Genomic DNA, 19584 nt, shown 5'->3' with positions numbered 1-19584 from the left:
CCTTACCCATCGCCTGGGTAGCTAGGGTGGCGGCGTGAATAGTGTCGGAGCGAATAACCGAAGGGGGGATACCCCCAAAGGGTGAGAAGGGTTTATAACCCACCGCTCAAACCCGAGCGGTGGGGGGTGGGATAGGGGTCTTGCCCTTTGGGGCGGGGGTATCCTACCACGGCTCCAGGATGAGCGCAAGATGGGAGGCCGGTGGGAAGCCTGGGAGGCTAGCGCACGTAGAAATAGGTCTCGGCCACGTGGTGCCGGCGGGCGCGGGAGGCCTCGAGGTAAAGCCTTAGCCGGTCGTCCCAGCTGGTGTAAACCCCCTGGATGCGCACGCTCCCCGGGGCGCTATCGGTGTAAATGGCCCGCACCCGGTGGAGGCCCCTGGGCGGGGTCAGGGTGTAGCGGTAAGGCCCCGGGGGCAGGACGTGGGTGCCCCGGGGGAGGTAGAAGCGGTCCAGCTCGTAGGTGTAGCCGTCGGGGTCTACCACCACTAGGGTGATCCAGCCGCCTTGGTCCAGGGTGAGAAAAAACCGCACCTCCTCCCCCACGAAGTAGGTGGCCCCCGCCCCCCGGTCGGGCTCAAAGCGGAGGATGGCCCCGCCGTAGGCCACCCGGTAGGTGAGGCTTCCCCCCTCAACAACCAGGCTACAGGCGGAAAGAAGCCCAAGAAGCAGAACACCCAAGAAGCGCATACAAAAACCCCCTTCCCCCCCAGGTTAGCCCCAAAGCGGCCTAGGGGTCTTGAGGAAACCTTAAGGGGGCCTGGGCCACGGGGGCGAAGCGCTTCCGGTGGACGGGAGAGGGCCCGAGGGCGAGGAGGGCTTCCTGGTGCTCCGGGGTGCCGTAGCCCTTGTGCCGGGCAAAGCCGTAGCCCGGGTAAAGGCGGTCCAGCTCGGCCATGAGGCCATCCCGGTGGACCTTGGCGAGGATGCTGGCGGCGGCCACCGTGGGGCTTCTCTCGTCGGCCTTGGGGGGAGCGAGGAGGGGGAGGGAGGTGGGAAGGGGGAGGTAGTCGGTGACCAGGGCCTGAGGGGGTAGGCGAAGCCCCTTCAAAGCCCGCTCGGCGGCGAGGAGGGTGGCCTCGAGGACGCCAAGCCGGTCCACCTCCTCCACCCCCGCCACCCCCAGGGCGAAGGCCAGGGCCACCCGGCGCACCTCCCCGGCGAGCCGCTCCCGCTCCTTGGGGGAAAGCTTTTTGGAGTCGCGGAAGGGGTAACGCCCCGGGGGGAGGATCACCGCCCCCACCACGATGGGCCCGGCCCAGGCCCCCCGGCCCGCCTCGTCCAGGCCGGCCACCCGAAGCCCCTTCTCCCAGAAGGGGGCCTCCAGAGGCTCACCCATCCTCCCCCTCCCCCCAGGCGAAGGCCTTGGCCCGGCCGAAGCCCAAGGAGGTCTTGGCCCCCACCCCGGCGAAGAAGGCGAACCGCCCCAAGGCCCAAAGCCAGGCCTGCTCCTCCTCGGTGGCCTGGGGCAGGTGGTAGACCACCCGGCCCACGAAGCCCGCGGCGTCCACCTCGGCCAAGGCCTTGAGGGTGCGCCCCTCCATCCAGCGCACCGTGGTCCTTTCCAAAAGGGCCTCCCGCACCCCCTCGGGGGCCCTTACGGGGCCGAAGGCCTCGAGGCGCCGCAGGAGGCTTTCCAACACCAGCCTGGGCTCGGGCAGGGGGTAGTGGACCCCCTTGCGGCGGAAGAAGGTGGGGCTGTAAAAGCGGAGGGGCAGGTCCGGGCCCTTGGGGTTTTGGAAAAGGCGGGGGTAGGTGGCGACGCCCGCCCAAGGGTGCCCCTCCTGGAGGACCGCCTTGACCCGGAAGGGCTTGCCCAGGCGCACCGCCTGCCCCTCGAGGGCGAAAAGCCTCGGGGAAAGCCGCCCGTAAAGGCCTTCCTCCAAAAGGGCGATCCGGGCCCAGTAGAGGCCCTCCTTGCCGCCGAAGCCCAAGGCGAAGGGATTTTCCCCCTGGTCGTGGACCTCCGGGGCCACCTCCTTGAGGAGACCGTAGAAGAAGCCCCGAAGCCCCACGGGCTCCGGGGGGGTCTCCCCCTCCAGAAGGAGGACCAGGGCGGCCAGCACCACGCCGCCATCCTACCAGGGCCGGGGCCTTGACAGGGCTAGACCGGGTATAAAATAGGGCATGGTCCGGAAACTGGGCTGGGTGCTCTTCCTGGCGGGCCTGGCCCTGGCCCAAAGCTTCTGGGTGGAGACCCCCTTGGGCCGGGCCGAGGGCCGGGTGGAAGGCGGGGCCATCGCCTTCTACGGGCTTCCCTACGCCGAGGCGGGGCGCTTCCAGGCCCCAAAGCCCCTAAAGGCCTGGCCGGAAGGGGTGGGGCGGGAGGCCGTGGCCTGCCCCCAGGTCCCGGGGATCACCGAGTGGTTCGGGGGGCCCATCCCCCCGCAGAGGGAGGACTGCCTGGTCCTAAACGTCTACCTCCCCGCCCAGGCGCCGCCCCCGGGGGGCTTCCCGGTGATGGTGTACATCCACGGCGGGGGCTTCACCTCGGGGGCGGGGGCCGAGCCCATCTACCGGGGGCACCGGCTTGCGGAGGCGGGGGTCATCGTGGTGGCCCCCAACTACCGCCTGGGGCCCTTGGGGTTTTTGGCCCTCCCCGCCCTGGCGGAAGAGGACCCAAGGGCGGCAGGGAACTACGGGCTTTTGGACGTCCTCGAGGCCCTTCGCTTCGTAAGGGACTATATCCGCTACTTCGGAGGAGACCCAAAGAACATCACCCTATTTGGGGAGTCCGCCGGGGGGATGATGGTCTGCACCCTCCTCGCCACCCCGGAGGCTCAGGGGCTTTTCCAGAAGGCCATCGTCCAATCGGGGGGGTGCGGCTACGTAAGACCCCTTGAGGAGGACTACGCCCAAGGGGAGGCCTGGGCCAAGGAAAGGGGGTGCGACCCCAAGGACCTCGCCTGCCTCCGGGCCCTCCCCTTGGAAAGGCTTCTTCCCAAGGAGCCCACCCTCGAGGCCATGGACCGCTTCCTCTCAAGGCCCTCCGTCTTCCGGGTGGGGCCCTTCAAGCCCCATCTCTCCCCCCTCCTCCCCCAAGACCCCCGGGAGGCCCTAAGGGAGGGGAAGGCGGCGGGCATCCCCCTGATCGCCGGGGCCAACGCCGAGGAGGTCACCTTCCCCGCCCTGCAGGCCCTCCTCGGGCCCTCGGACTGGGAGGAGGCGGAAAGGAGGCTTTTGGAGTCGGGGCTTTCCCAAAAGGAGGCCCAGGCCCTCCTCGCCCACTACCAAAGGCGAAACCCCGACCCCAAGAGGGCCTGGGGGGAGCTCCAGACCGACCTCACCCTTCTTTGCCCCTCCCTTAAGGCCGCCCGCCTCCATGCCCCCCACGCCCCCACCTACGCCTACCTCTTCACCTACCGGCCCAAGGGGCTGGAGGGCCTTGGGGCCTTCCACGGCCTGGAGCTCGCCCCCCTCTTCGGCAACCTCCAGGAAAGGCCCTTCCTGCCCCTTTTCTTAAGCCAGGAGGCCAAGGAGGAGGGGGAGTACCTGGGCAAGAAGATGCGCCGCTACTGGACGGGCTTCGCCAAGGAAGGAAAGCCCACGGGGTGGCCCCGCTGGCCCCTCCTCGTGGAGGGCTACCTCCTCAGGCTAGACGTCCCCGTGGGGCTTCTTCCCGACCCCTACGGGGAAAGGTGCGGCGCCCTCGAGGCCCTTGGGCTACTCTAGGGGCATGAAGGCACGGGCCACCTGCCCCTTAGACTGCCCCGACGCCTGCAGCCTCCTCCTCACCTTGGAGGAAGGCCGCCTCCTCCGGGTGGAGGGGGACCCCCGCCACCCCATCACCCGGGGCTTCGCCTGCGCCAAGACCTACCGCTACCCGGAAAGGGTTCGGGAGAGGCTCCTTTACCCCATGCGCCGGGTGGGGCGGAAAGGGGAAGGGCGCTTTGAAAGGGTCTCCTGGGAGGAGGCCCTGGACGAGATCGCCCAAAAGCTTAGGGAGGTCTTAGACCGGGAGGGGGGCGAGGCCGTCCTCCCCTACCACTACGCCGGCACCATGGGCCTCGTGGAAAACCAGCACCCCTTGGCCTTCTTCCGGGCCATCGGGGCAAGCGAGCTTTTAGAAACCATCTGCGCCACAGCAGGAAGCGCCGCCTGGGAGATGACCTATGGCCCCCGCCTGGGCCCAGATCCCGAGGAGATCCCCGAAAACGCCCGCTACCTCCTCCTTTGGGGGATCAATAGCCTCGCCACGAATAGCCACCTCACCCCCTTCCTCAAGGAGGCGAGGAGGCGGGGGGCCAAGGTGGTCCACATAGACCCCTACGCCAACCAGACGAGCCGCTTCGCGGACTGGCACCTCCGCCTGCGCCCCGGCACCGACGCCGCCCTAGCCTACGCCATAGCCCACGTCCTCTTCCGGGAAGGCCTTGTGGACCGGGAGTACCTGGAAAAGGCGGCGGTGGGCCTGGAAGACTTCCGGAAAGAGGCGGAAAGGTGGACCCCAGAGAGGGCGAGCGCCCTCACCGGCGTCCCCGAGGAGGCCATCCTCCGCCTCGCCCGGGAGATGGGGGAGGCGAAGCGGGTTTTCCTCCGTGTGGGCTACGGCATGACCCGGCACCCGGGGGGCGGGAACGCCCTAAGGGCGGTGATCCTCCTCCCCGCCCTTTTGGGAAGCTGGCGCTACCCGGGCTGCGGGGCCCTGCTTTCCACCAGCGGAGCCTTTCCCCTGAACAAGCGCTTCCTGGGAGGGCGGCACCTCCTGGAGGAAAACCCCCCCCACGAGGGCTACTTCCGCCCCAACCCCAAGGCCCGGGCCATCAACATGAACCAGCTCGGCACCGCCCTCACCGAGCTCAACCCCCCCATCCGGGTCCTCTTCGTCTTCAACACGAACCCCCTGGTGGTGGCCCCGAACACCGGGAAGGTGAAGGCGGGGCTGGAACGGGAGGACCTCTTCACCGTGGTCCTGGAGCAGGTGATGACGGAAACGGCCCTCTACGCCGACTACCTCCTCCCCGCCACCTTCTTCTACGAGCACCCCGACCTCTACACCAGCTACGGCCACTACTACCTCTCCTGGAACGAGCCCCTAAGCCCCCCGGAAGGGGAGGCCCGGCCCAACACCTGGGTCTTCCGGGAGCTGGCCAAGAGGCTCGGCCTAAAGGAGCCCACCCTCTACTGGACGGCGGAAGAGGTGGCCCGAAGCCTCCTCGCCTCGGACCACCCTCACCTAGAGGGGATCACCCTGGAAAGGCTCAAAGGAGAAGGCTTCGTGAAGCTCAACCTCCCCAGGCCCTTCCTCCCCTTCGCCCAAGGGCCCGTGCGCTTCAGCCCCCCGCCCGAGGTAATCCCCACCGAGCCCCTGCCGGACTACCCCCTGATCCTCCTCACCCCCCCGGCCCACCGCTTCCTGAACACCACCTACGGGAACGTGAAGGCCTTGGTGGAGGCGGAAGGGGGGGAGCCCAAGCTCCTCATCCACCCGGAGGACGCCCGGGCGCGGGGGATCCAAAGCGGGATGCTGGTCCACATCCGCTCCCCTTGGGGCAGGATCACCCGCAAGGCGGAGGTGAGCGAGGCCCCCATCCCGGGGACGGTGGTCCTCGAGGGCACCTGGTGGGAGAAGTGGGCCCCGGACGGCAAGGGGGTGAACCACCTCACCGCCGAAAGGCTCACGGACCTGGGGGGCGGGAGCACCTTCCACAGCACCCCGGTGGAGGTGGAGCCCTTGCGCCTGGCCTAAGGCCCTAGGGGGGCGATTTGCGCCTGGGCCACAATTTTGCTAGGCTAAGTGGGTGCGCCTGGAGAAGCCCACGAAGCGCTCCGTGGCCCTCGCCGCCTGGGGGGAGGAGGGGCTTCTTCTGGTCCAGCGCCCCCTCGAGGACGAGTTCGGCGGGGCCTGGGGGCTTCCCGCCGTGAGCCTGGAGGGCGAAGAAACCCTAGAGGAAGCCGCCTTCCGGGTGGCCCGGGAGAAGCTCGGCGCCGGGGTGGCCGAGGCCCGGCCCCTGGCCTTCGGCGTGGAGGAGCGGCCGGGGTACACCCTGGAGCTTTGGGTCTACGAGGGAAAGCTTCTGGGAAAGCCCCGTCTGCCCGAGCCGAGGCCGGGCAAGACCTACTACACCGCCTTCCGCTTCGGCCGTCCCGAGGAGCTTAAGGCGGCCGCAAGGCAAGGCTCCCTTTGTAGCCGGCTTTTCCTCGCGGTGAAGGGGCTTTGCCCCTAGGAGGAAGCATGGAAACCCTGGTCCTGGTGAACCTCTTCCACGAGCTCGCCCTAAAGGGGCAAAACCGCCCCTTCTTCCTAAAGAAGGCCAAGGCCCACGTGAAGCGGGCCCTCAAGGACCTGGACGTGAAGCTCCTAGGGGAGTGGCCCATGGCCCTCCTCTTCCGCCTGGAGGAGGCCGCCTGGCCCGAGGCCAAAACCCGCCTCCAGGAAACCCTAGGGGTGGAAAGCTTCGCCCGGGTCCTCCGCACCCCTCCCGACCTCGAGGCCCTGAAGGCCGCCTTAGAGAAGGCCCTGGAGGGGCAGACCTTCGGGAGCTTCCGCATCACCGCCAAGCGCTCGGACAAGGCCTTTCCCCTCACCTCCCCCGAGATAGAAAGGGCCCTCGGGGCCTTCGTCAAGGAAAGGACCGGGGCGAAGGTGCAACTCAAGGGGGCGGAGAAGGAGTTCGTGGTGCGGATCCTCCCGGGGGCGGCCCTCCTCGAGGCGGAGCGCCACCCAGGCCCCGGGGGGCTTCCCCCGGGGGTCTCGGGGCGGGTGGTGGCCCTCCTCTCCGGGGGGATTGACTCCCCCGTGGCCGCCTACCGCCTCATGCGCCGGGGAGCGGAGGTGGTCCTCGTCCACTTCCACCCCTTCCCCCTCCTCTCGGGGGCGAGCCGGGAGAAGGCCAAGGCCCTCGCCGAGCGCCTGGCCCGCTTCCAGCACCGCCTTAGGCTCCACCTCGTCCCCTTCAGCGAGGTCCAGCGCCACATCATCGCCGAGGCCCCCCCGGCCTACCGGGTGGTCCTCTACCGCCGCTATATGCTCCGCATCGCCGAGGCCATCGCCAAGGAGGAAGGGGCCCTTGCCCTTTGCACCGGGGACAGCCTGGGCCAGGTGGCCTCCCAGACCCTGGAGAACCTCCACGCCGTGAACCAGGCCGCCACCCTTCCCGTCTTCCGGCCCCTCATCGGCTGGGACAAGCAGGAGATCGTGGCCGAGGCCAAAAGGATCGGGACCTACGAGACCTCCATCCTCCCCGACGAGGAGTGCTGCACCCTCTTCGCCCCCAAGCACCCCGTGACCCGGGCCCGGCTGGAGGTGGTCCTCCAAACGGAGGCCCGCCTCCCCACCGAGGAGCTCCTCGCCCTGGCCCTAAAGGAGCGGGAGGTCCTCACCTACACCTTCCCGGGGGAAAAGCCCCTGGAGGGCCCTGGGAAGGAGGCTTTTATAATGGAGCATGGACCTGCTTGAGGCGAAGCGGCTTCTGGAGACCGGGGCCACCACCCCCCTCGCTCTTTTGGAGGAGGCCCTGGAGCGGGCCAGGGCCTTCCAGGACCGGAACGCCCTCGCCTACCTGGACGAGGAGGCGGCCCTAAAGGAGGCGAAGGCCCTCACGGAAGAACTTCAAAGGGGCCAGGTGCGGGGGCCTCTCCACGGCCTTCCCCTCACCATAAAGGACCTCTTCCCCGTGAAGGGCATGCCCACCCGGGCGGGCACCCAAGCCCCCCTCCCTCCCCTCCCCGAGGAGGCAAGGGCGGTGCGGCGGCTTCGGGAGGCCGGGGCGCTCCTTTTCGCCAAGACCAACATGCACGAGATCGCCCTGGGGATCACCGGGGAAAACCCCTGGACGGGCCCGGTGCGGAACGCCCTGGACCCCACCCGCCAGGCCGGGGGGTCTAGCAGCGGGAGCGCCGTGGCCGTGGCCTTGGGGATCGGTCTCGCCTCCTTGGGCTCGGACACGGGAGGGTCCATCCGCATCCCCGCGGCCTTCAACGGGGTGGTGGGCTTCAAGCCCTCCTACGGCCGCATCTCCTTGGAAGGGGCCCTTCCCCTCTCCCGCTCCACGGACCACGCGGGGCCCATCGCCCGCTCGGTGCGGGACGCCCACTTCCTCACCGAGATCCTGGCGGGGGAGAGCATCCCCTTGGAGGCCCCCCAAAACCCCACCTTCGGCGTCCCCCTGGACTTCCTGGAAGGGCGGCTTGGGGTGGAGGTGCGGAAGGCCTTCACCCGCCTTCTAGAAGACCTCCCCGCCCTAAGGGCCGAGGTGAGGGAGGTCTCCTTGCCCCTTAAAGGCGTTTACGAGGTCTACACCCGGCTCGTGCGCTACGAGGCGGCCCGGATCCACGAGAAGGCCCTGAAGGAGCATCCCCAAGGCTTCTCCCCCCAGGTGCGCCAGGCCCTTCTGGAGGGGCTTTCCCTCACGGAAAAGGACTACCGGGACGCCGTGGCCGAGCGGGAGGCTTTGCGGCTGGAGCTGGTAAAGGCCCTAAGGGGGGTGGACGCCCTCCTCCTCCCCACCCAGCCCCTCCCCGCGCCCCCTTTGGGCACGGAGGAGGTGGAGCTGGAATCCGGCCAAAAGGGCCACCGGGAGGCCTTCATCACCCTCACCCTGCCCTTTAGCCTCCTCGGGGTCCCCACCCTCTCCCTCCCCTTCGCCAAGGTGGAGGGGCTTCCCGTGGGGCTCCAGGTGGTGGGGGCCTACGCCGAGGACGGGAAGGTGCTGGCCATCGGGGGCTGGCTGGAGGAGCGGCTAAAGTAGGGCGTAGAGGAGGCCGAGGAGAAAGAGGGTGAGGGGCAGGCCGAAGCGGAGGTGCTCGGCGAAGCCCACCCGCACCCCTTCCCGCTTGGCCCCCTCGGCCACGATGAGGTTGGCCACGCTGGCGAGGAGGGTGAGGTTCCCCGCCAGGGTGCTCCCCCCCGCCAAGAGAAGCCAGTCCTTGGGCTCGTGGACCAGAGGGGCGAGGAGGAGGACGGCGGGCACGTTGGAGACCAGAAGGGATAGGAGGGTGGCGGCCAAAAGGAGCCCCAAGGGGCTTTGGGCCAGGGGCAGGAGGGCCTCGGCGAGGCCCAGGCGGCGCACCCCTTCCGTGAGGACGAAAAGCCCGCCGAACATCACGAGAAGCTCCCAGTCCACCCGCATGAAGAAGCGCTCCGAGCGAAGCCTCCGGGTGAAGAGGAGAAGCCCCGCCGCCACCAAGGCCCCTTGGGCCATGGGGTAGCCCAAGAGGAAGGCCAGAAGAAGCCCCGAGGCCACCAGGAGCCCCTTCCCAAGAAGCCCCCGGTGGAGGCGGTAGCGCAAGGGAGGAAGGGGAGGAAGGGGCTTTAGGGAGCGGACCTCGGGGTAGAGGAGGGCGAGGAGGAGGACCTGCAAGGCGAGGCCCAGAAGGCCCACCGGCCAAAGGGCCCCTAAAAACTCCAGGTAGCTCAGGCCCGAGAGGCTCGCCACCACGATGTTTTGCGGGTTTCCCGTGGGGGTCATGAGGCTTCCCGTGTTCACCGCCCCCATGAGGGCGAGGAGGTAGGGGACGGGGTTCAGGCCGAGGCCCCGGGCCACCTGGAGCACCAGGGGGGTGAGGAGGAGGGCCATGGTGTCGTTGAGGAAGAGGGCGGAAAGCCCCCCGGCCCCAAAGGTGAGGAGGGCGAGGAGGGCCAAAGGGGTCCTGGCCAGGCGCAAAAGCCCCGCCGTCACAAGGCCGAAGAAGCCGGCGTAGGCCAGCTGGGCGTTTAGGACCATGACCCCGAAGAGGAAGACCAGGGTGGAAGCGTCCAAAGCCCGCCAGGCCTCCTCCAGGTCCAAAGCCTCGAGGAGGACGAGGAGGCTCGCCCCCACCAGGGCCACCCCGGCCCGGTTCATCCGGTAGCCGGGAAGCCCCCCCAGGGCGAGGCCCAGGTAGGCGAGGAGGAGGACGAGGAGGCTAAGGGTTTCCCGGAACCCCATAGAGCCTGGCCTCGAGCCTCGCCTTCACCCCCGGCCACTCCTCCTTGAGGACGCTATAGACCACGTCGTCTCGGAAGGTGCCGTCGGGAAGCCTTCGGTTTTTCCGCAAGACCCCTTCCCGCACTGCCCCCAAGGCCTCGAGGGCCCTTTGGCTCCTTTGGTTCCGCAGGTCCACCTTAAACTGGACCCTTTCCGCCCCCAAGACCTCAAAGGCGTGCCGGAGGAGGAGGTACTTGGCCTCCTTGTTGGCGGGGCTACCCCAGAAGGGCTTGAAGAGCATGGTGCCGATCTCCAGCTTGGCGTGGGCCGGGTCGGGGGCGATGACGGAGATGCGCCCCGCCACCTCCTCCCCCAGGTAAACCGCCCAGTTTACCCGGCCGGGCTCGGAAAGAAGCCCCGTGAGGTGGGCCCGCAAGGCCTCCTCCGTGGGGGCGGAAGGCGCCCGGCTCAAGTAGCGGTAGACCTCTGGGTCAAAGTGGCGGAGAAAGACGGGAAGGTGGGCGAGGCTTAGGGGTTCCAAGCGCACGTACCGCCCCTCTAGGCGCTCGGGAAAGGTCCACATGGGCCTATTATGCGGGGGATGGAGACCCTAAAGGCGGTCCTAAACCTCCTCATGCTTCCCCACCGGGGAAGCGCCACGGCCCTCGAGGCCGAAGCCTTCCGCCGCCTAGAAGCCTTCCTGCGGGCCCAAGGGGTGGAGGCCCAACCCCTGCCTTTTAGGGGCGTGCGAAGCTACGGCCCCGAGCTTTTGGGCCTAAGCCTCCTTCTGGCCTTGGCCCCCTTATCCCCCCTCTTTCCCCTCCTCGGTGCCCTTGGCTTCTACCTCTACTTCACGGGCAGGCGCCCTTGGGGAAGGCTTCTAGACCGCTTCCCCTCGCAAAACTTCCTGGCCTGGAAGGGGGATGGGGAAAAGGCCTTGGTCCTCCTGGCCCACGTGGACACCGCCAAGACCTTCTTCCTCTACCACCCCAGGCGGGTGAGGGCCTTCCGGGCCCACTTCCTCCTCAACGCCTCCCTGGCTTTCTTAAGCCCCCTCTTGGCCCTCACCCCCCTGAAGTGGCCCCTAGGCCTTTACTTCCTCGTCCAGGCGGGGCTCCTTGGGCACCGGGAGCTTAAGGCCCCCTACGTGGAAGGGGGAAACGACAACGCCAGCGGGGTGGCGGTGGCCACCGCCCTTTTCCTGGAGACCACGCCCCCCAAGGGGTGGCGGCTCGGCCTCGCCCTCACCGGGTGCGAGGAGGTGGGGGCCCTGGGGGCGAAGGCCCTCGTCCCCCACCTGCCCCCAGGGGCCCTGGTCCTCAACCTGGACAACGTGGGCCGGGGGGAGCTCTTCTACGTGGAAGGGGAAGGGATGCTCCGCTACTACCCCTACCGGGGGGCCCTCCTCGAGGCCGCCCGCAAGACCCCAGGGGCGAGGCCCCTCCGCTACCGCCTGGCCTACTTTGACGCCCTTCCCCTGGCGCAAAGGGGCTTTCCCACCCTCACCCTGATCCGGCTGGAAGGGGGCGTGCCCCCAGACTGGCACTGCGGTACAAGAACGCCTGTCAAAGCCGGGTCAAGCCGGATTCTCTAGTCCCCAAGGTCTCCCTGAGCAACCTGTTTCTTTCAGCCTCTTGCCTCAAGGCCTCTTGCCGCTCGTAAACTTCAACTTCCAGGGGAACGAGTCTAGGAAACCGCATAACCCCTCCCCCTATGGGCCTTTCCCACGAAACCCTTTTCCCACCGGGCCAGCAATAGCCGGCCTACTGCACCCCGCAATGCCATAACCACCTCCTTGTCCCGCAACCAATGGGTTGCCTCCCTAGCTTAGGCGGGGAAGGATCAGGTCTGCGTCATCATTGGGGTGAAGAAAAAGCTTCCCAGGTGGCTGGGAAGCTTGGGTGGACGAAAGTCCCGCTTACCGGATAGCCCCGGCGAACTTCCAGACCGCCCCGCTGCCTGGGGCTCCTACACCGTTCACCGTCACGTAGAGGTCGCCGCTCGGGGCGATGGCCAAGGCCGTGGGAAAGGGAAGGCCCTCCACCACCACCTCAAAGCCTCCAGGGCGCACGCGAAGGACCGCGCCGGTGCCAGGGATGGGGCCTTGCTCCCCCGTTTCCGCCATGCGGACCGCATAAAGCTGGCCATCCGGCCCCTCCTGGAGGTCGGTGAGCATGGTCGCCCCGGTGGCGTAATCGCTCACCCTTCCCCCCTCCACCTTGACCACCTTGGCTGCTCCCTTGGGGAAAGGGAACCCCGAGAGCAAGCTTACGTAGAAAACGCCGTTTTTGGCCACCACCGCCGTGGGCACCGGGTCCATCTCGTGGGCCCCACCCCGGGCCGGGTTGGCCATAGGCCCAGGCAGCCCAGTGAAGGCCGCCACTAGGCTGACCGCCCCCGTGGTGGGGTGCACGCGCCAAAGGGCGTTGGCCCCGGCATCGGCCACATAGACGTAGCCGTCGGCACCCACCGTCAGGCCGTAGGGGTGGGAGTCCAGGTGCATGCCGTCCGGATTGCGGGCCTTCTCAAAGGCCCAGAGGTCCGCCACCTTCTGGGGTCCTTCGGGGGTTACCCGGGCCACCACCGCCATGAGAGGCATGGGTTCCTGGTCTGCCTGGTTCCAGCCCCCGCTGGTGACCCAAAGCCCCCCCAACCAAGCCAGCCTCGAGGCGCCGCTGGATTCCTGCCCCAAAGCCACGGAAGGGAAGCGGGCCACCTCCGAGACCGAGCCATCCGGCTCCAGGCGAAGCACCCTGGAGGTCATCCCCACCCTGGCCATCACCTTTTCTCCCGTCTCCGGGCTTATCGCCTCCACCTGGGTGTCCCCACCCACACCATACTCCACCACATAAAGCCGCCCGTCCGGGGCGAAAAGAAGCCCCATGGGGCCGTTCAAGCCGGTAATGACCGGCATCCCCTGGGCCAGTGCGGCCAGGCTTAGACCTAGGGCGAATCCGAGCAATGCCTTAACCATCCCACCCTCCTTTGGCAAGCAATAGGGCTTGCGTTTTCTAGGCTAGGGTGGCGGGCGTTAGGTTTCCGTCAGGAATTCCTCGAGGCTAGCGGGCAGGACCAGGCCCACCTCCAAGAAGCGGGCCCGCGCTTGGAGATAGGTCCTTTGCGCAGAGGATGAGAAACCGTTAGCCCCCAGCTTCCGCAAGAGCAGGGCTAAGCCCTCCCGGTCATAAGGTTCTTCCAAAAGGAGCCAGGAAAGAAGGCGGGCGGCCTCCAAAGGTGCGGCCCGCTGCGCCGCTTCCAAACCCAAGCGGTACACCCGGGCCCAAAGCACCGCATCGGTGCCCAGGCCGTCTAGGTAAGGCCCCCGCCATAGCTTAGGGTGAGGGTTGGCCAAGAAGACCTCGAGGTCGGAGATGACGCTCCTGCCCAGGATGTACAGGGCACCCCTGCGCTCAATCACCCCTGGCCCGAACTGCCTGCGCAAAGCGAAAACCAGCTCCCGAAGTGCCCCAAAGGCCCGAGCCTCCTCCTGGTCAGGATAGAGCAGGTCCTCCAGCTCTAAGGGCGTAAGCCCTTCCCGACCCCCGGCCCGAGCCTCCAGCAAGCCCACCAGGAGAACCCGCCGCCTCCGGCCCCGCAGGGGAAAACCGCCCATGGTCAAGGGTCCCAGGACCTGAAACCAAAGGGAGAAACCGGAAGGCCGCAGTTCTGGGCTCACAAACACCCGATCCGGCGTTCACACCCCGCCTCTAGCCTGAGTTTAGCACCGAAGCGCCCGGGCCTGCCCCGGGCGCTTTAACCCCCTTTAAGAGGTAAAGCGCTCCACCTCCTCCCAAAGCCAAACCTGGTGGTTCACCACCCCAGACTGGCGCATGGCCTCGCGGAGGTCTGCAGAGCTAGCGAAAGCGCTGGCAGCCTCGGTGGTGGGGAAGTGGTGGACCACCCAAGCCACCTTGGGTTCGGTGGCGTCCCGGGAAACCTGGGAAGCCTCCACGCCTTTTCCCCGTCGCATATCCACGAATTGGTCGTAAATCCGCTTCCACGAATCAAAATCATCCACCTACAATCGGACCACAAAAGACGTCATGCCCGCTCCTTCCTGCGACGATAAGGACCTTTGTCCCTATCTGCTCTTCTAGCGTAGGCGAAGGAGCGTTAGGTTTGCGTCATCAAGGCCCCTCCGTGTGGTACCTTGAGGCAAATGTTCCGCGTGGGCATCCTCACGGTCTCGGATAAGGGCTTCCGGGGGGAAAGGGAGGACACCACCCACCTGGCCCTGCGGGAGGCCCTGAAGGGGGGGCCCTTTGAGGTGGTGGCCTACGAGGTGGTGCCCGACGAGCCTCCCATGATCAAGAAGGTGCTCAGGCTTTGGGCCGACCGGGAGGGCCTGGACCTCATCCTCACCAACGGGGGCACGGGGCTTGCCCCTAGGGACCGAACCCCCGAGGCCACCCGGGAGCTTCTTGAGCGGGAGGCCCCGGGCCTCGCCGAGCTCATGCGGCTCAAGGGCCTGGAGAAGACCCCCATGGCCGCCCTCTCCCGGGGGGTGGCGGGGGTGAGGGGCAAGACCCTGATCCTGAACCTCCCGGGAAGCCCCAAGGGGGCGCGGGAGTCCCTGGAGGCGGTCCTCCCCGTCCTGCCCCACGCCCTTTCCCTGGTCACAGGGAAGGCCTGGAAGGAGGGGCACCATGAGTAGGGTCCCCGAGCCTTCGGTCTTTCTTGTGGTGGACGAGGCCAAGCGGAAGGCCCGGGAAAGGGGCCTCTCCCTCCTAGACCTCTCCATCGGCTCCACCGACCTCCCGCCCCCCGAGGCCCCCCTAAAGGCCCTCGCCGAGGCCTTGAAAGACCCCGCCACCTACGGCTACTGCCTGAAAAGCTGCACCCTCCCCTTCCTGGAGGAGGCGGCCCGCTGGTACGAGGGCCGCTTCGGCGTGGCCCTGGACCCCAGGCGGGAGGCCCTGGCCCTCATCGGCAGCCAAGAGGGCCTCGCCCACCTCCTCCTCGCCCTCACCGAGCCCGGCGACCTCCTCCTTCTCCCGGAGGTGGCCTACCCCAGCTACTTCGGAGCGGCCCGGGTGGCCTCCTTAAGGACCTTCCTCATCCCCTTGCGGGAAGACGGCCTGGCCGATCTGGGAAAGGTCCCCGAAAGCCTCTGGAAGGAGGCCAAGGTCCTCCTCCTCAACTACCCCAACAACCCCACGGGGGCCGTGGCCGACTGGGGCTACTTGGAGGAGGCCTTGAGCCTGGCGAGGCGGCACGGGCTTTGGCTCGTGCACGATAACCCCTACGTGGACCAGGTCTACGAGGGAGAAGCCCCTTCCCCCCTGGCCCTCCCCGGGGCCAGGGAGCGGGTGGTGGAGCTCTTCTCCCTTTCCAAAAGCTACAACCTGGCGGGCTTCCGCTTGGGCTTCGCCCTGGGGAGCGAAGAAGCCATCGCCCGGCTAGAGCGGGTGAAGGGGGTCATGGACTTCAACCAGTACGCTGGGATTCTGCGCATGGGGGTGGAGGCCCTGAGGACCCCCAAGGAGGTGACCCGAGGCTACGCCCGGGTCTACCGGGAAAGGGCCTTGGGGATGGCGGAGGCCCTCCAAGGGGCCCTGAGCCTCCTCCCCCCCAAGGCCACCATGTACCTCTGGGGAAGGCTTCCGGAAGGGGTGGACGACCTGGAATTTTGCCTCAGCCTGGTGGAGCGGGGCGTGGCCCTGGCCCCAGGAAGGGGCTTTGGCCCCGGGGGGAAGGGGTTTGTCCGCATCGCCCTGGTGCGCCCCTTAGCGGAGCTTTTGGAGGCGGCCAGGCGCATCCGGGAGGCCCTGGACTAAGCACCCCACCGCGGCTTTCGCCGCGGCGGGGGCCCCGAGGAGGGCAACAGGGCTAAGGGGTGGGCTACTGCCACCTCTCCTCGGGGGGAAGCCCCTCGAGGCGCCTTAGGACCTCTCCCACCAGGTAAAGGCTTCCCGCCACCACCACCCGGCTTTCCCGGGAGAAGGCCTCCTCCAGGGCCTCCATGGGGTCCTCCACCGCCTTGGCCCCGGGGAAGAGGGGAAGGAGGGCCTTGGGGTCTTCGCTTCTCGGGGAGGCGTAGCGGGTGAGGACCACGGGGCCTAGGCCCCTCAGGGCCTCGGCCATGGCGGCGTGGTCCTTGTCGCAGCTGAAGGCGAGGACGAGGGCGGCGGGCAAAAGCCCGTGGAAGCGGAGGGCTTCCCTTAGGGCCCAAGCCCCTTCGGGGTTATGGGCCCCATCCAAAAGGAGTTCCTTGCCCTGCCAGGTGCGCCGCTCCAGCCTCCCCGGGTTTTGCGCCCGGGCGATGCCCCTTTCCACCGCCTCCCAGGGGGCGCTAAGGAGCCTCCCCCCCACCGCCGCCAGGGCCAGGTTTTCCGCTTGGTGGGGGCCGAGGAGGGCGGTCTTGAAGGCCTTGGCCTCCCCGGTCCTCGCCAGGCGGAGGCGGAAGGAAAGCCCTTCGGGCACCCCCTCCACCCCCTCCACCCCGAAGTCCTCCCCCAGGACCCAAAGGGGGGTGGAAAGGGCCTTGGCCCGGGCCTTGAGCTCCAAGAGGCCCTCCCCCTTGGCGGCGGTGAGGGCGGGGACGCCCTTGCGGAAGATCCCCGCCTTCTCCCGGGCCACGTCCCTTAGGGTGGGCCCCAGGAGGTCCAGGTGGTCGTGGCCGATGTTGGTGACGAGGGAAAGGACCGGCTCGGTGGCGTTGGTGGCGTCCAGGCGACCCCCTAGGCCCACCTCGAGGACGGCGAACTCCACCCCCTCCCGGGCGAAGTGGAGGAGGGCGAGGGCGGTGGTGGCCTCAAAAAAGCTCGCCTCCAGGCGCTCGGCGTGGGGGCGGACCTCCGCCAAAAGGGCGAGAAGCTTCTCCTCGGGGATGGGCCTTCCCTGGACCTGGATGCGCTCCCGGAAGTCCACCAGATGGGGGCTGGTGTAAAGCCCCACCCTAAACCCCGCCTCCTCCAGGATGGCGGCCAGGGCCCGGGCGGTGGTGCCCTTCCCGTTGGTCCCTCCCACCAGGGCCACGGGGTAGGCCTCCTCGGGGTGGCCCAGGCGGGCGAGGAGGGCCCGAACCCGGTCCAGACCCAAAGCCACCACCCCCTGGCGGGCGTAGAGCCAGGCGAGGGGGTTCATCTAACCCTTGAGGGCGGCCTTGCAGGCGGGGCAAAGCCCCCTAAAGGTCACCTCCGCCTCCCGCACCTCCACCCCGGGGTGGGCCTCCCGGGCGAGGGCGCGGAGGTCGGGAAGGTCCACCTCCAGGTCCACGATGGCCCCGCAAGCCTCACAGACCAGGTGGTGGTGGGGGTGAAGGTTGGCGTCGTAGCGGGTGGCCTCCCCCGCCTTGGTGATGGGGACGAGGTAGCCTTCGGCCACCAAGGCCTCGAGGTTGCGGTAGATGGTCCCCAGGCTCACCTTGGGCACCCGCTTGCGCACCTCCTGGTAGATCCAGGCGGCGTCCGGGTGGTGGTGGGCCTGCCGCACCACCTCCAGGATCGCCTTGCGCTGGCGGGTCAGACGCTTCAGCGCCATCACCCTCCACTATACCCCAAGGGCGGGGAAATCACCAGTAAGCCTATCGGATTTTGGCGAGGATCTCCCGCCCCCCCTGCCCCAGCACGTCCTGGGCCAGCTCCAACCCCAGCTCCTCCGCCTCGGAGGCGTCCCCCTCAATCTCCGCCCGGAGGAAGCTCTTGCCGTCGGGGGAGAAAAGCCCGCCCTCCAGGAGAAGGGCTCCGTCCTCCAGAACCTGTGCCAAGGCCCCCACGGGGGCCAGGCACCCGGCCCCCAGGCCCTTAAGGAAGGCCCGCTCCGCCCGCACCCGGGCGGCGGAAGGGGGGTGGTGGAGGGCGTAGCAGATCTCCTCCGCCAGGTCGTCCCCCTCCCTCACCTCCAGGGCCAAGGCCCCCTGGCCCGGGGCGGGGAGCATCACCTCGGGCTCCAGAAACTGGTCTATGCGGTTTCTCAGGTCCAGGCGGATGAGGCCCGCCGCCGCCAGGACGATGCCGTCGTACTCCCCGTTGCCCAATGCGGCGAGGCGGGTGTCCACGTTGCCCCTCAGGTCCTTCACCACCAGGTCCGGCCGGTGGGCGAGAAGCTGGGCCTTGCGCCGCACGGAGCTTGTGCCCACCACCGCCCCTGGAGGAAGGTCCTGCAAACGCTTATAGCTCTTGCCCACGAAGACGTCCCGGGGGTCCTGGCGCTTGGGGATGGCGGCGATCTTGAGGCCTTTGGGCTCTTCCGTGGGCAGGTCCTTCAGGGAGTGTACGGCGATGTCAACCTCCCGGGAAAAGAGCGCCTCCTGGAGCTCCTTCACGAAGATGGCTTGCTCCGCGGGGTTTGCGCCCCGGTCCCCCCGGGTTTGGATGGTCCGCACCTTGAACTCCGCCTCGGGCCAGCTCTCCTTGAGGCGTTCCACCACCCACCGGGTCTGGGCCAGGGCTAGGGCGCTCCCCCGGGTTCCCACCACGATGACGCGCATACCTTCCCATACTACGCCAGGGCGAGGCCCAAGGGGTCCTCCAGGATCCCCGCCAGGTGGCGGCAGAAGCGGGCGGCGTCGGCCCCGTCAATGAGGCGGTGGTCGTAGGTGAGGCTAAAGGGCATGACGAGCCGGGGCACGAAGGCCTCCTTCTCGGGGTCCCAAAGAGGCTTCATCTGGGAGCGGGAAACCCCGAGGATGGCCACCTCGGGCCAGTTGACGATGGGGGTGAAGCCAGTGCCCCCGATCCCCCCCAGGTTGGAGAGGCTGAAGGTTCCCCCCTGCATGTCCTCGGGGGCGAGCTTCCTCTCCCGTGCCTTCTCGGAGATCTCCTGGAGCTCCTCGGCCAGGCGCAAAACCCCCTTTTGGTCCACGTTTCGGATCACCGGGACGAGGAGGCCATGGGGCGTGTCCACCGCCACCCCGATGTGGATGTAGTCCTTGTAGATGATCTCCCCCTTCTCGGGGTCAATGGAGGCGTTGAACTTGGGGAAGGCCTTGAGGGTGAGGGCCACGGCCTTGAGGAGGAAGGCGGTGAGGGTGAGGCGGAAGCCCTTCTCCTCCGCCCGCTTGGCGTAGCGCTTGCGCAAGGCCTCCAGCTCGGTGATGTCCGCCTCGTCAAAGTGGGTGACCATGGGCACCTGGCTCCAGGCCTGGGCCATGGCCCTTAGGGTGGCCTTGCGCACCCCGCTCATGGGCTCGGTGCGCACCGGGCCCCACTTGCCGAAGTCGGGAAGCCTGGGGGCGGGGGCCGGAAGGGGGCCCGCCGGGGCCTCGAGGCCCGCCGCCCGGCGCACGTCCTCCTCGGTGATCCGCCCGGCAAGCCCCGTGCCCCGGAGCCGGGTGAGGTCCACCCCGAGCTCCCGGGCGAGCCGCCTTATGGAGGGGGCCGCGGGGATGAGGCGGCCCTCGGCGGGGGCCTCCTTGGGGGCGGGAGGGGCTTCCTTGGGAGCAGAAGGGGGTGCTTCCCGGACCTTAGGAGCCGGTTCGGGCTTCTCCTCGGCCTCAGGGGCCTTCTCGCCCTTAGAGGCAGGCGGCTCCGGCTTTTCCTCCACCCTAGGAGGGGCTTCCGCCTCCCCGGCCAGCACCAGGATGGGCTGGCCCGGGCGCACCTCGTCCCCCACCTTGACCAAGACCTTCTCTACCACCCCGCCCGCCTCGGCGGGCACCTACACCACCGCCTTGTCCGTCTCCAGCTCCAGAAGGGGCTGTCCCGGCTCCACCCGGTCCCCTTCCTTCACCAGGACGCCCACCACGGTGGCCTGCGTCACGTTATCGCCCAGTTCGGGTAGCTTCACCTCCATGG

19 protein-coding genes and 1 pseudogene are annotated in these 19584 nt (G+C 68.3%); 8 read left to right on the top strand and 12 right to left on the bottom strand.

What is annotated here, in order from left to right:
• Nucleotides 1-218: 218 nt before the first annotated feature.
• Genes IEX93_RS01480 through cas6 form a run of 3 tightly spaced genes read right to left on the bottom strand, consistent with a single transcriptional unit; the run spans nucleotide 219 to nucleotide 2068 of the window.
• Nucleotides 219-689 carry a DUF4384 domain-containing protein gene (locus IEX93_RS01480; protein WP_188845690.1) on the bottom strand — a complete coding sequence of 157 codons (471 nt, stop codon included), beginning with the start codon at nucleotides 687-689 and terminating at the stop codon, nucleotides 219-221.
• Between the two features lie 40 nt (nucleotides 690-729).
• Nucleotides 730-1338 carry a ribonuclease HII gene (gene rnhB / locus IEX93_RS01475; RefSeq protein WP_188845688.1) on the bottom strand — a complete coding sequence of 203 codons (609 nt, stop codon included), beginning with the start codon at nucleotides 1336-1338 and terminating at the stop codon, nucleotides 730-732.
• Nucleotides 1331-2068 carry a CRISPR-associated endoribonuclease Cas6 gene (gene cas6, locus IEX93_RS01470; RefSeq protein ID WP_188845686.1) on the bottom strand — a complete coding sequence of 246 codons (738 nt, stop codon included), beginning with the start codon at nucleotides 2066-2068 and terminating at the stop codon, nucleotides 1331-1333. Before cas6 ends, rnhB begins: the two co-directional genes overlap by 8 nt.
• A gap of 58 nt (nucleotides 2069-2126) precedes the next feature.
• On the opposite strand from cas6, the gene IEX93_RS01465 reads away from it, so the two are divergent.
• Genes IEX93_RS01465 through IEX93_RS01445 form a run of 5 tightly spaced genes read left to right on the top strand, consistent with a single transcriptional unit; the run spans nucleotide 2127 to nucleotide 8689 of the window.
• The gene (locus IEX93_RS01465; RefSeq protein WP_188845684.1) at nucleotides 2127-3671 is read left to right on the top strand and encodes a polyhydroxybutyrate depolymerase; all 1545 of its coding nucleotides are present in this window, start codon (nucleotides 2127-2129) and stop codon (nucleotides 3669-3671) included.
• A 4-nt stretch (nucleotides 3672-3675) separates the two neighbouring features.
• Nucleotides 3676-5688, top strand: coding sequence for a molybdopterin oxidoreductase family protein (locus tag IEX93_RS01460; RefSeq protein WP_188845682.1), 2013 nt, complete (start codon nucleotides 3676-3678; stop codon nucleotides 5686-5688).
• Between the two features lie 52 nt (nucleotides 5689-5740).
• Nucleotides 5741-6166, top strand: coding sequence for an NUDIX hydrolase (locus tag IEX93_RS01455; RefSeq protein ID WP_188845680.1), 426 nt, complete (start codon nucleotides 5741-5743; stop codon nucleotides 6164-6166).
• A gap of 8 nt (nucleotides 6167-6174) precedes the next feature.
• On the top strand, nucleotides 6175-7398 hold the full coding sequence (gene thiI / locus IEX93_RS01450; protein ID WP_188845678.1) for a tRNA uracil 4-sulfurtransferase ThiI: 1224 nt from the start codon (nucleotides 6175-6177) through the stop codon (nucleotides 7396-7398).
• Complete coding sequence (locus tag IEX93_RS01445) at nucleotides 7385-8689, top strand: amidase (RefSeq protein WP_188845670.1); 1305 nt, start codon at nucleotides 7385-7387, stop codon at nucleotides 8687-8689. Before thiI ends, IEX93_RS01445 begins: the two co-directional genes overlap by 14 nt.
• On the opposite strand, the gene IEX93_RS01440 is transcribed toward IEX93_RS01445, so the two are convergent.
• Nucleotides 8681-9868: an SLC13 family permease gene (locus IEX93_RS01440; protein ID WP_188845667.1), complete on the bottom strand. Its 1188-nt coding sequence runs from the start codon at nucleotides 9866-9868 to the stop codon at nucleotides 8681-8683. The genes IEX93_RS01445 and IEX93_RS01440 overlap by 9 nt on opposite strands.
• Nucleotides 9846-10430, bottom strand: coding sequence for a GNAT family N-acetyltransferase (locus IEX93_RS01435; protein ID WP_188845665.1), 585 nt, complete (start codon nucleotides 10428-10430; stop codon nucleotides 9846-9848). Before IEX93_RS01435 ends, IEX93_RS01440 begins: the two co-directional genes overlap by 23 nt.
• Before the next feature lie 18 nt (nucleotides 10431-10448).
• Between IEX93_RS01435 and IEX93_RS01430 the strand changes: the two genes are divergently transcribed.
• Nucleotides 10449-11441, top strand: coding sequence for a M28 family peptidase (locus IEX93_RS01430; protein ID WP_188845663.1), 993 nt, complete (start codon nucleotides 10449-10451; stop codon nucleotides 11439-11441).
• Between the two features lie 324 nt (nucleotides 11442-11765).
• On the opposite strand, the gene IEX93_RS01425 is transcribed toward IEX93_RS01430, so the two are convergent.
• From IEX93_RS01425 to IEX93_RS01415, 3 genes are all read right to left on the bottom strand, one after another.
• The gene (locus IEX93_RS01425; RefSeq protein ID WP_188845661.1) at nucleotides 11766-12821 is read right to left on the bottom strand and encodes a ScyD/ScyE family protein; all 1056 of its coding nucleotides are present in this window, start codon (nucleotides 12819-12821) and stop codon (nucleotides 11766-11768) included.
• Nucleotides 12822-12878: 57 nt separating this feature from the next.
• Nucleotides 12879-13409: an AfsR/SARP family transcriptional regulator gene (locus IEX93_RS01420; RefSeq protein ID WP_188845659.1), complete on the bottom strand. Its 531-nt coding sequence runs from the start codon at nucleotides 13407-13409 to the stop codon at nucleotides 12879-12881.
• 201 nt (nucleotides 13410-13610) lie between these two features.
• The gene (locus tag IEX93_RS01415) at nucleotides 13611-13817 is read right to left on the bottom strand and encodes a hypothetical protein (protein ID WP_188845657.1); all 207 of its coding nucleotides are present in this window, start codon (nucleotides 13815-13817) and stop codon (nucleotides 13611-13613) included.
• A gap of 189 nt (nucleotides 13818-14006) precedes the next feature.
• Here IEX93_RS01415 and IEX93_RS01410 point away from each other — a divergent pair, with 189 nt between their 5' ends.
• Both IEX93_RS01410 and IEX93_RS01405 read left to right on the top strand, forming a co-directional pair.
• Nucleotides 14007-14501 (top strand): MogA/MoaB family molybdenum cofactor biosynthesis protein, encoded by a 495-nt coding sequence (locus IEX93_RS01410; RefSeq protein ID WP_188845656.1) that lies wholly within the window; start codon nucleotides 14007-14009, stop codon nucleotides 14499-14501.
• A complete protein-coding gene (locus IEX93_RS01405) occupies nucleotides 14494-15624 on the top strand; it encodes an aminotransferase class I/II-fold pyridoxal phosphate-dependent enzyme (protein ID WP_188845654.1) in 1131 nt (376 codons plus the stop codon). The genes IEX93_RS01410 and IEX93_RS01405 overlap by 8 nt, the downstream gene beginning before the upstream one ends.
• Nucleotides 15625-15688: 64 nt before the next feature.
• On the opposite strand, the gene IEX93_RS01400 is transcribed toward IEX93_RS01405, so the two are convergent.
• From IEX93_RS01400 to IEX93_RS01385, 4 genes and pseudogenes are all read right to left on the bottom strand, one after another.
• Nucleotides 15689-16933: a bifunctional folylpolyglutamate synthase/dihydrofolate synthase gene (locus tag IEX93_RS01400; RefSeq protein ID WP_188845652.1), complete on the bottom strand. Its 1245-nt coding sequence runs from the start codon at nucleotides 16931-16933 to the stop codon at nucleotides 15689-15691.
• Nucleotides 16934-17329, bottom strand: coding sequence for a manganese-dependent transcriptional regulator PerR (perR, locus tag IEX93_RS01395; RefSeq protein ID WP_188845650.1), 396 nt, complete (start codon nucleotides 17327-17329; stop codon nucleotides 16934-16936).
• 43 nt (nucleotides 17330-17372) lie between these two features.
• Nucleotides 17373-18278 carry a hydroxymethylbilane synthase gene (hemC, locus tag IEX93_RS01390; RefSeq protein ID WP_188845648.1) on the bottom strand — a complete coding sequence of 302 codons (906 nt, stop codon included), beginning with the start codon at nucleotides 18276-18278 and terminating at the stop codon, nucleotides 17373-17375.
• Nucleotides 18279-18289: 11 nt separating this feature from the next.
• Nucleotides 18290-19582, bottom strand: a pseudogene (locus tag IEX93_RS01385) (2-oxo acid dehydrogenase subunit E2).
• Nucleotides 19583-19584 lie beyond the last annotated feature (2 nt).

The organism is Thermus composti (assembly GCF_014647535.1).
Lineage (GTDB): Bacteria > Deinococcota > Deinococci > Deinococcales > Thermaceae > Thermus > Thermus composti.
Note: the sequence above shows the minus strand (reverse complement) of the source record. Positions and strands in the feature narration are given on the sequence as shown.

Coding starts and splice junctions, on each gene's coding strand:
- IEX93_RS01405 (WP_188845654.1), top strand. CDS start 14,494: ATGAGTAGGGTCCCCGAGCCTTCGGTCTTTCTTGTGGTGGACGAGGCC.
- thiI (WP_188845678.1), top strand. CDS start 6,175: ATGGAAACCCTGGTCCTGGTGAACCTCTTCCACGAGCTCGCCCTAAAG.
- IEX93_RS01400 (WP_188845652.1), bottom strand. CDS start 16,933: ATGAACCCCCTCGCCTGGCTCTACGCCCGCCAGGGGGTGGTGGCTTTG.
- IEX93_RS01460 (WP_188845682.1), top strand. CDS start 3,676: ATGAAGGCACGGGCCACCTGCCCCTTAGACTGCCCCGACGCCTGCAGC.
- perR (WP_188845650.1), bottom strand. CDS start 17,329: ATGGCGCTGAAGCGTCTGACCCGCCAGCGCAAGGCGATCCTGGAGGTG.
- IEX93_RS01415 (WP_188845657.1), bottom strand. CDS start 13,817: ATGCGACGGGGAAAAGGCGTGGAGGCTTCCCAGGTTTCCCGGGACGCC.
- IEX93_RS01430 (WP_188845663.1), top strand. CDS start 10,449: ATGGAGACCCTAAAGGCGGTCCTAAACCTCCTCATGCTTCCCCACCGG.
- hemC (WP_188845648.1), bottom strand. CDS start 18,278: ATGCGCGTCATCGTGGTGGGAACCCGGGGGAGCGCCCTAGCCCTGGCC.
- IEX93_RS01480 (WP_188845690.1), bottom strand. CDS start 689: ATGCGCTTCTTGGGTGTTCTGCTTCTTGGGCTTCTTTCCGCCTGTAGC.
- IEX93_RS01440 (WP_188845667.1), bottom strand. CDS start 9,868: ATGGGGTTCCGGGAAACCCTTAGCCTCCTCGTCCTCCTCCTCGCCTAC.
- IEX93_RS01465 (WP_188845684.1), top strand. CDS start 2,127: ATGGTCCGGAAACTGGGCTGGGTGCTCTTCCTGGCGGGCCTGGCCCTG.
- IEX93_RS01435 (WP_188845665.1), bottom strand. CDS start 10,430: ATGTGGACCTTTCCCGAGCGCCTAGAGGGGCGGTACGTGCGCTTGGAA.
- IEX93_RS01445 (WP_188845670.1), top strand. CDS start 7,385: ATGGACCTGCTTGAGGCGAAGCGGCTTCTGGAGACCGGGGCCACCACC.
- IEX93_RS01425 (WP_188845661.1), bottom strand. CDS start 12,821: ATGGTTAAGGCATTGCTCGGATTCGCCCTAGGTCTAAGCCTGGCCGCA.
- IEX93_RS01410 (WP_188845656.1), top strand. CDS start 14,007: ATGTTCCGCGTGGGCATCCTCACGGTCTCGGATAAGGGCTTCCGGGGG.
- rnhB (WP_188845688.1), bottom strand. CDS start 1,338: ATGGGTGAGCCTCTGGAGGCCCCCTTCTGGGAGAAGGGGCTTCGGGTG.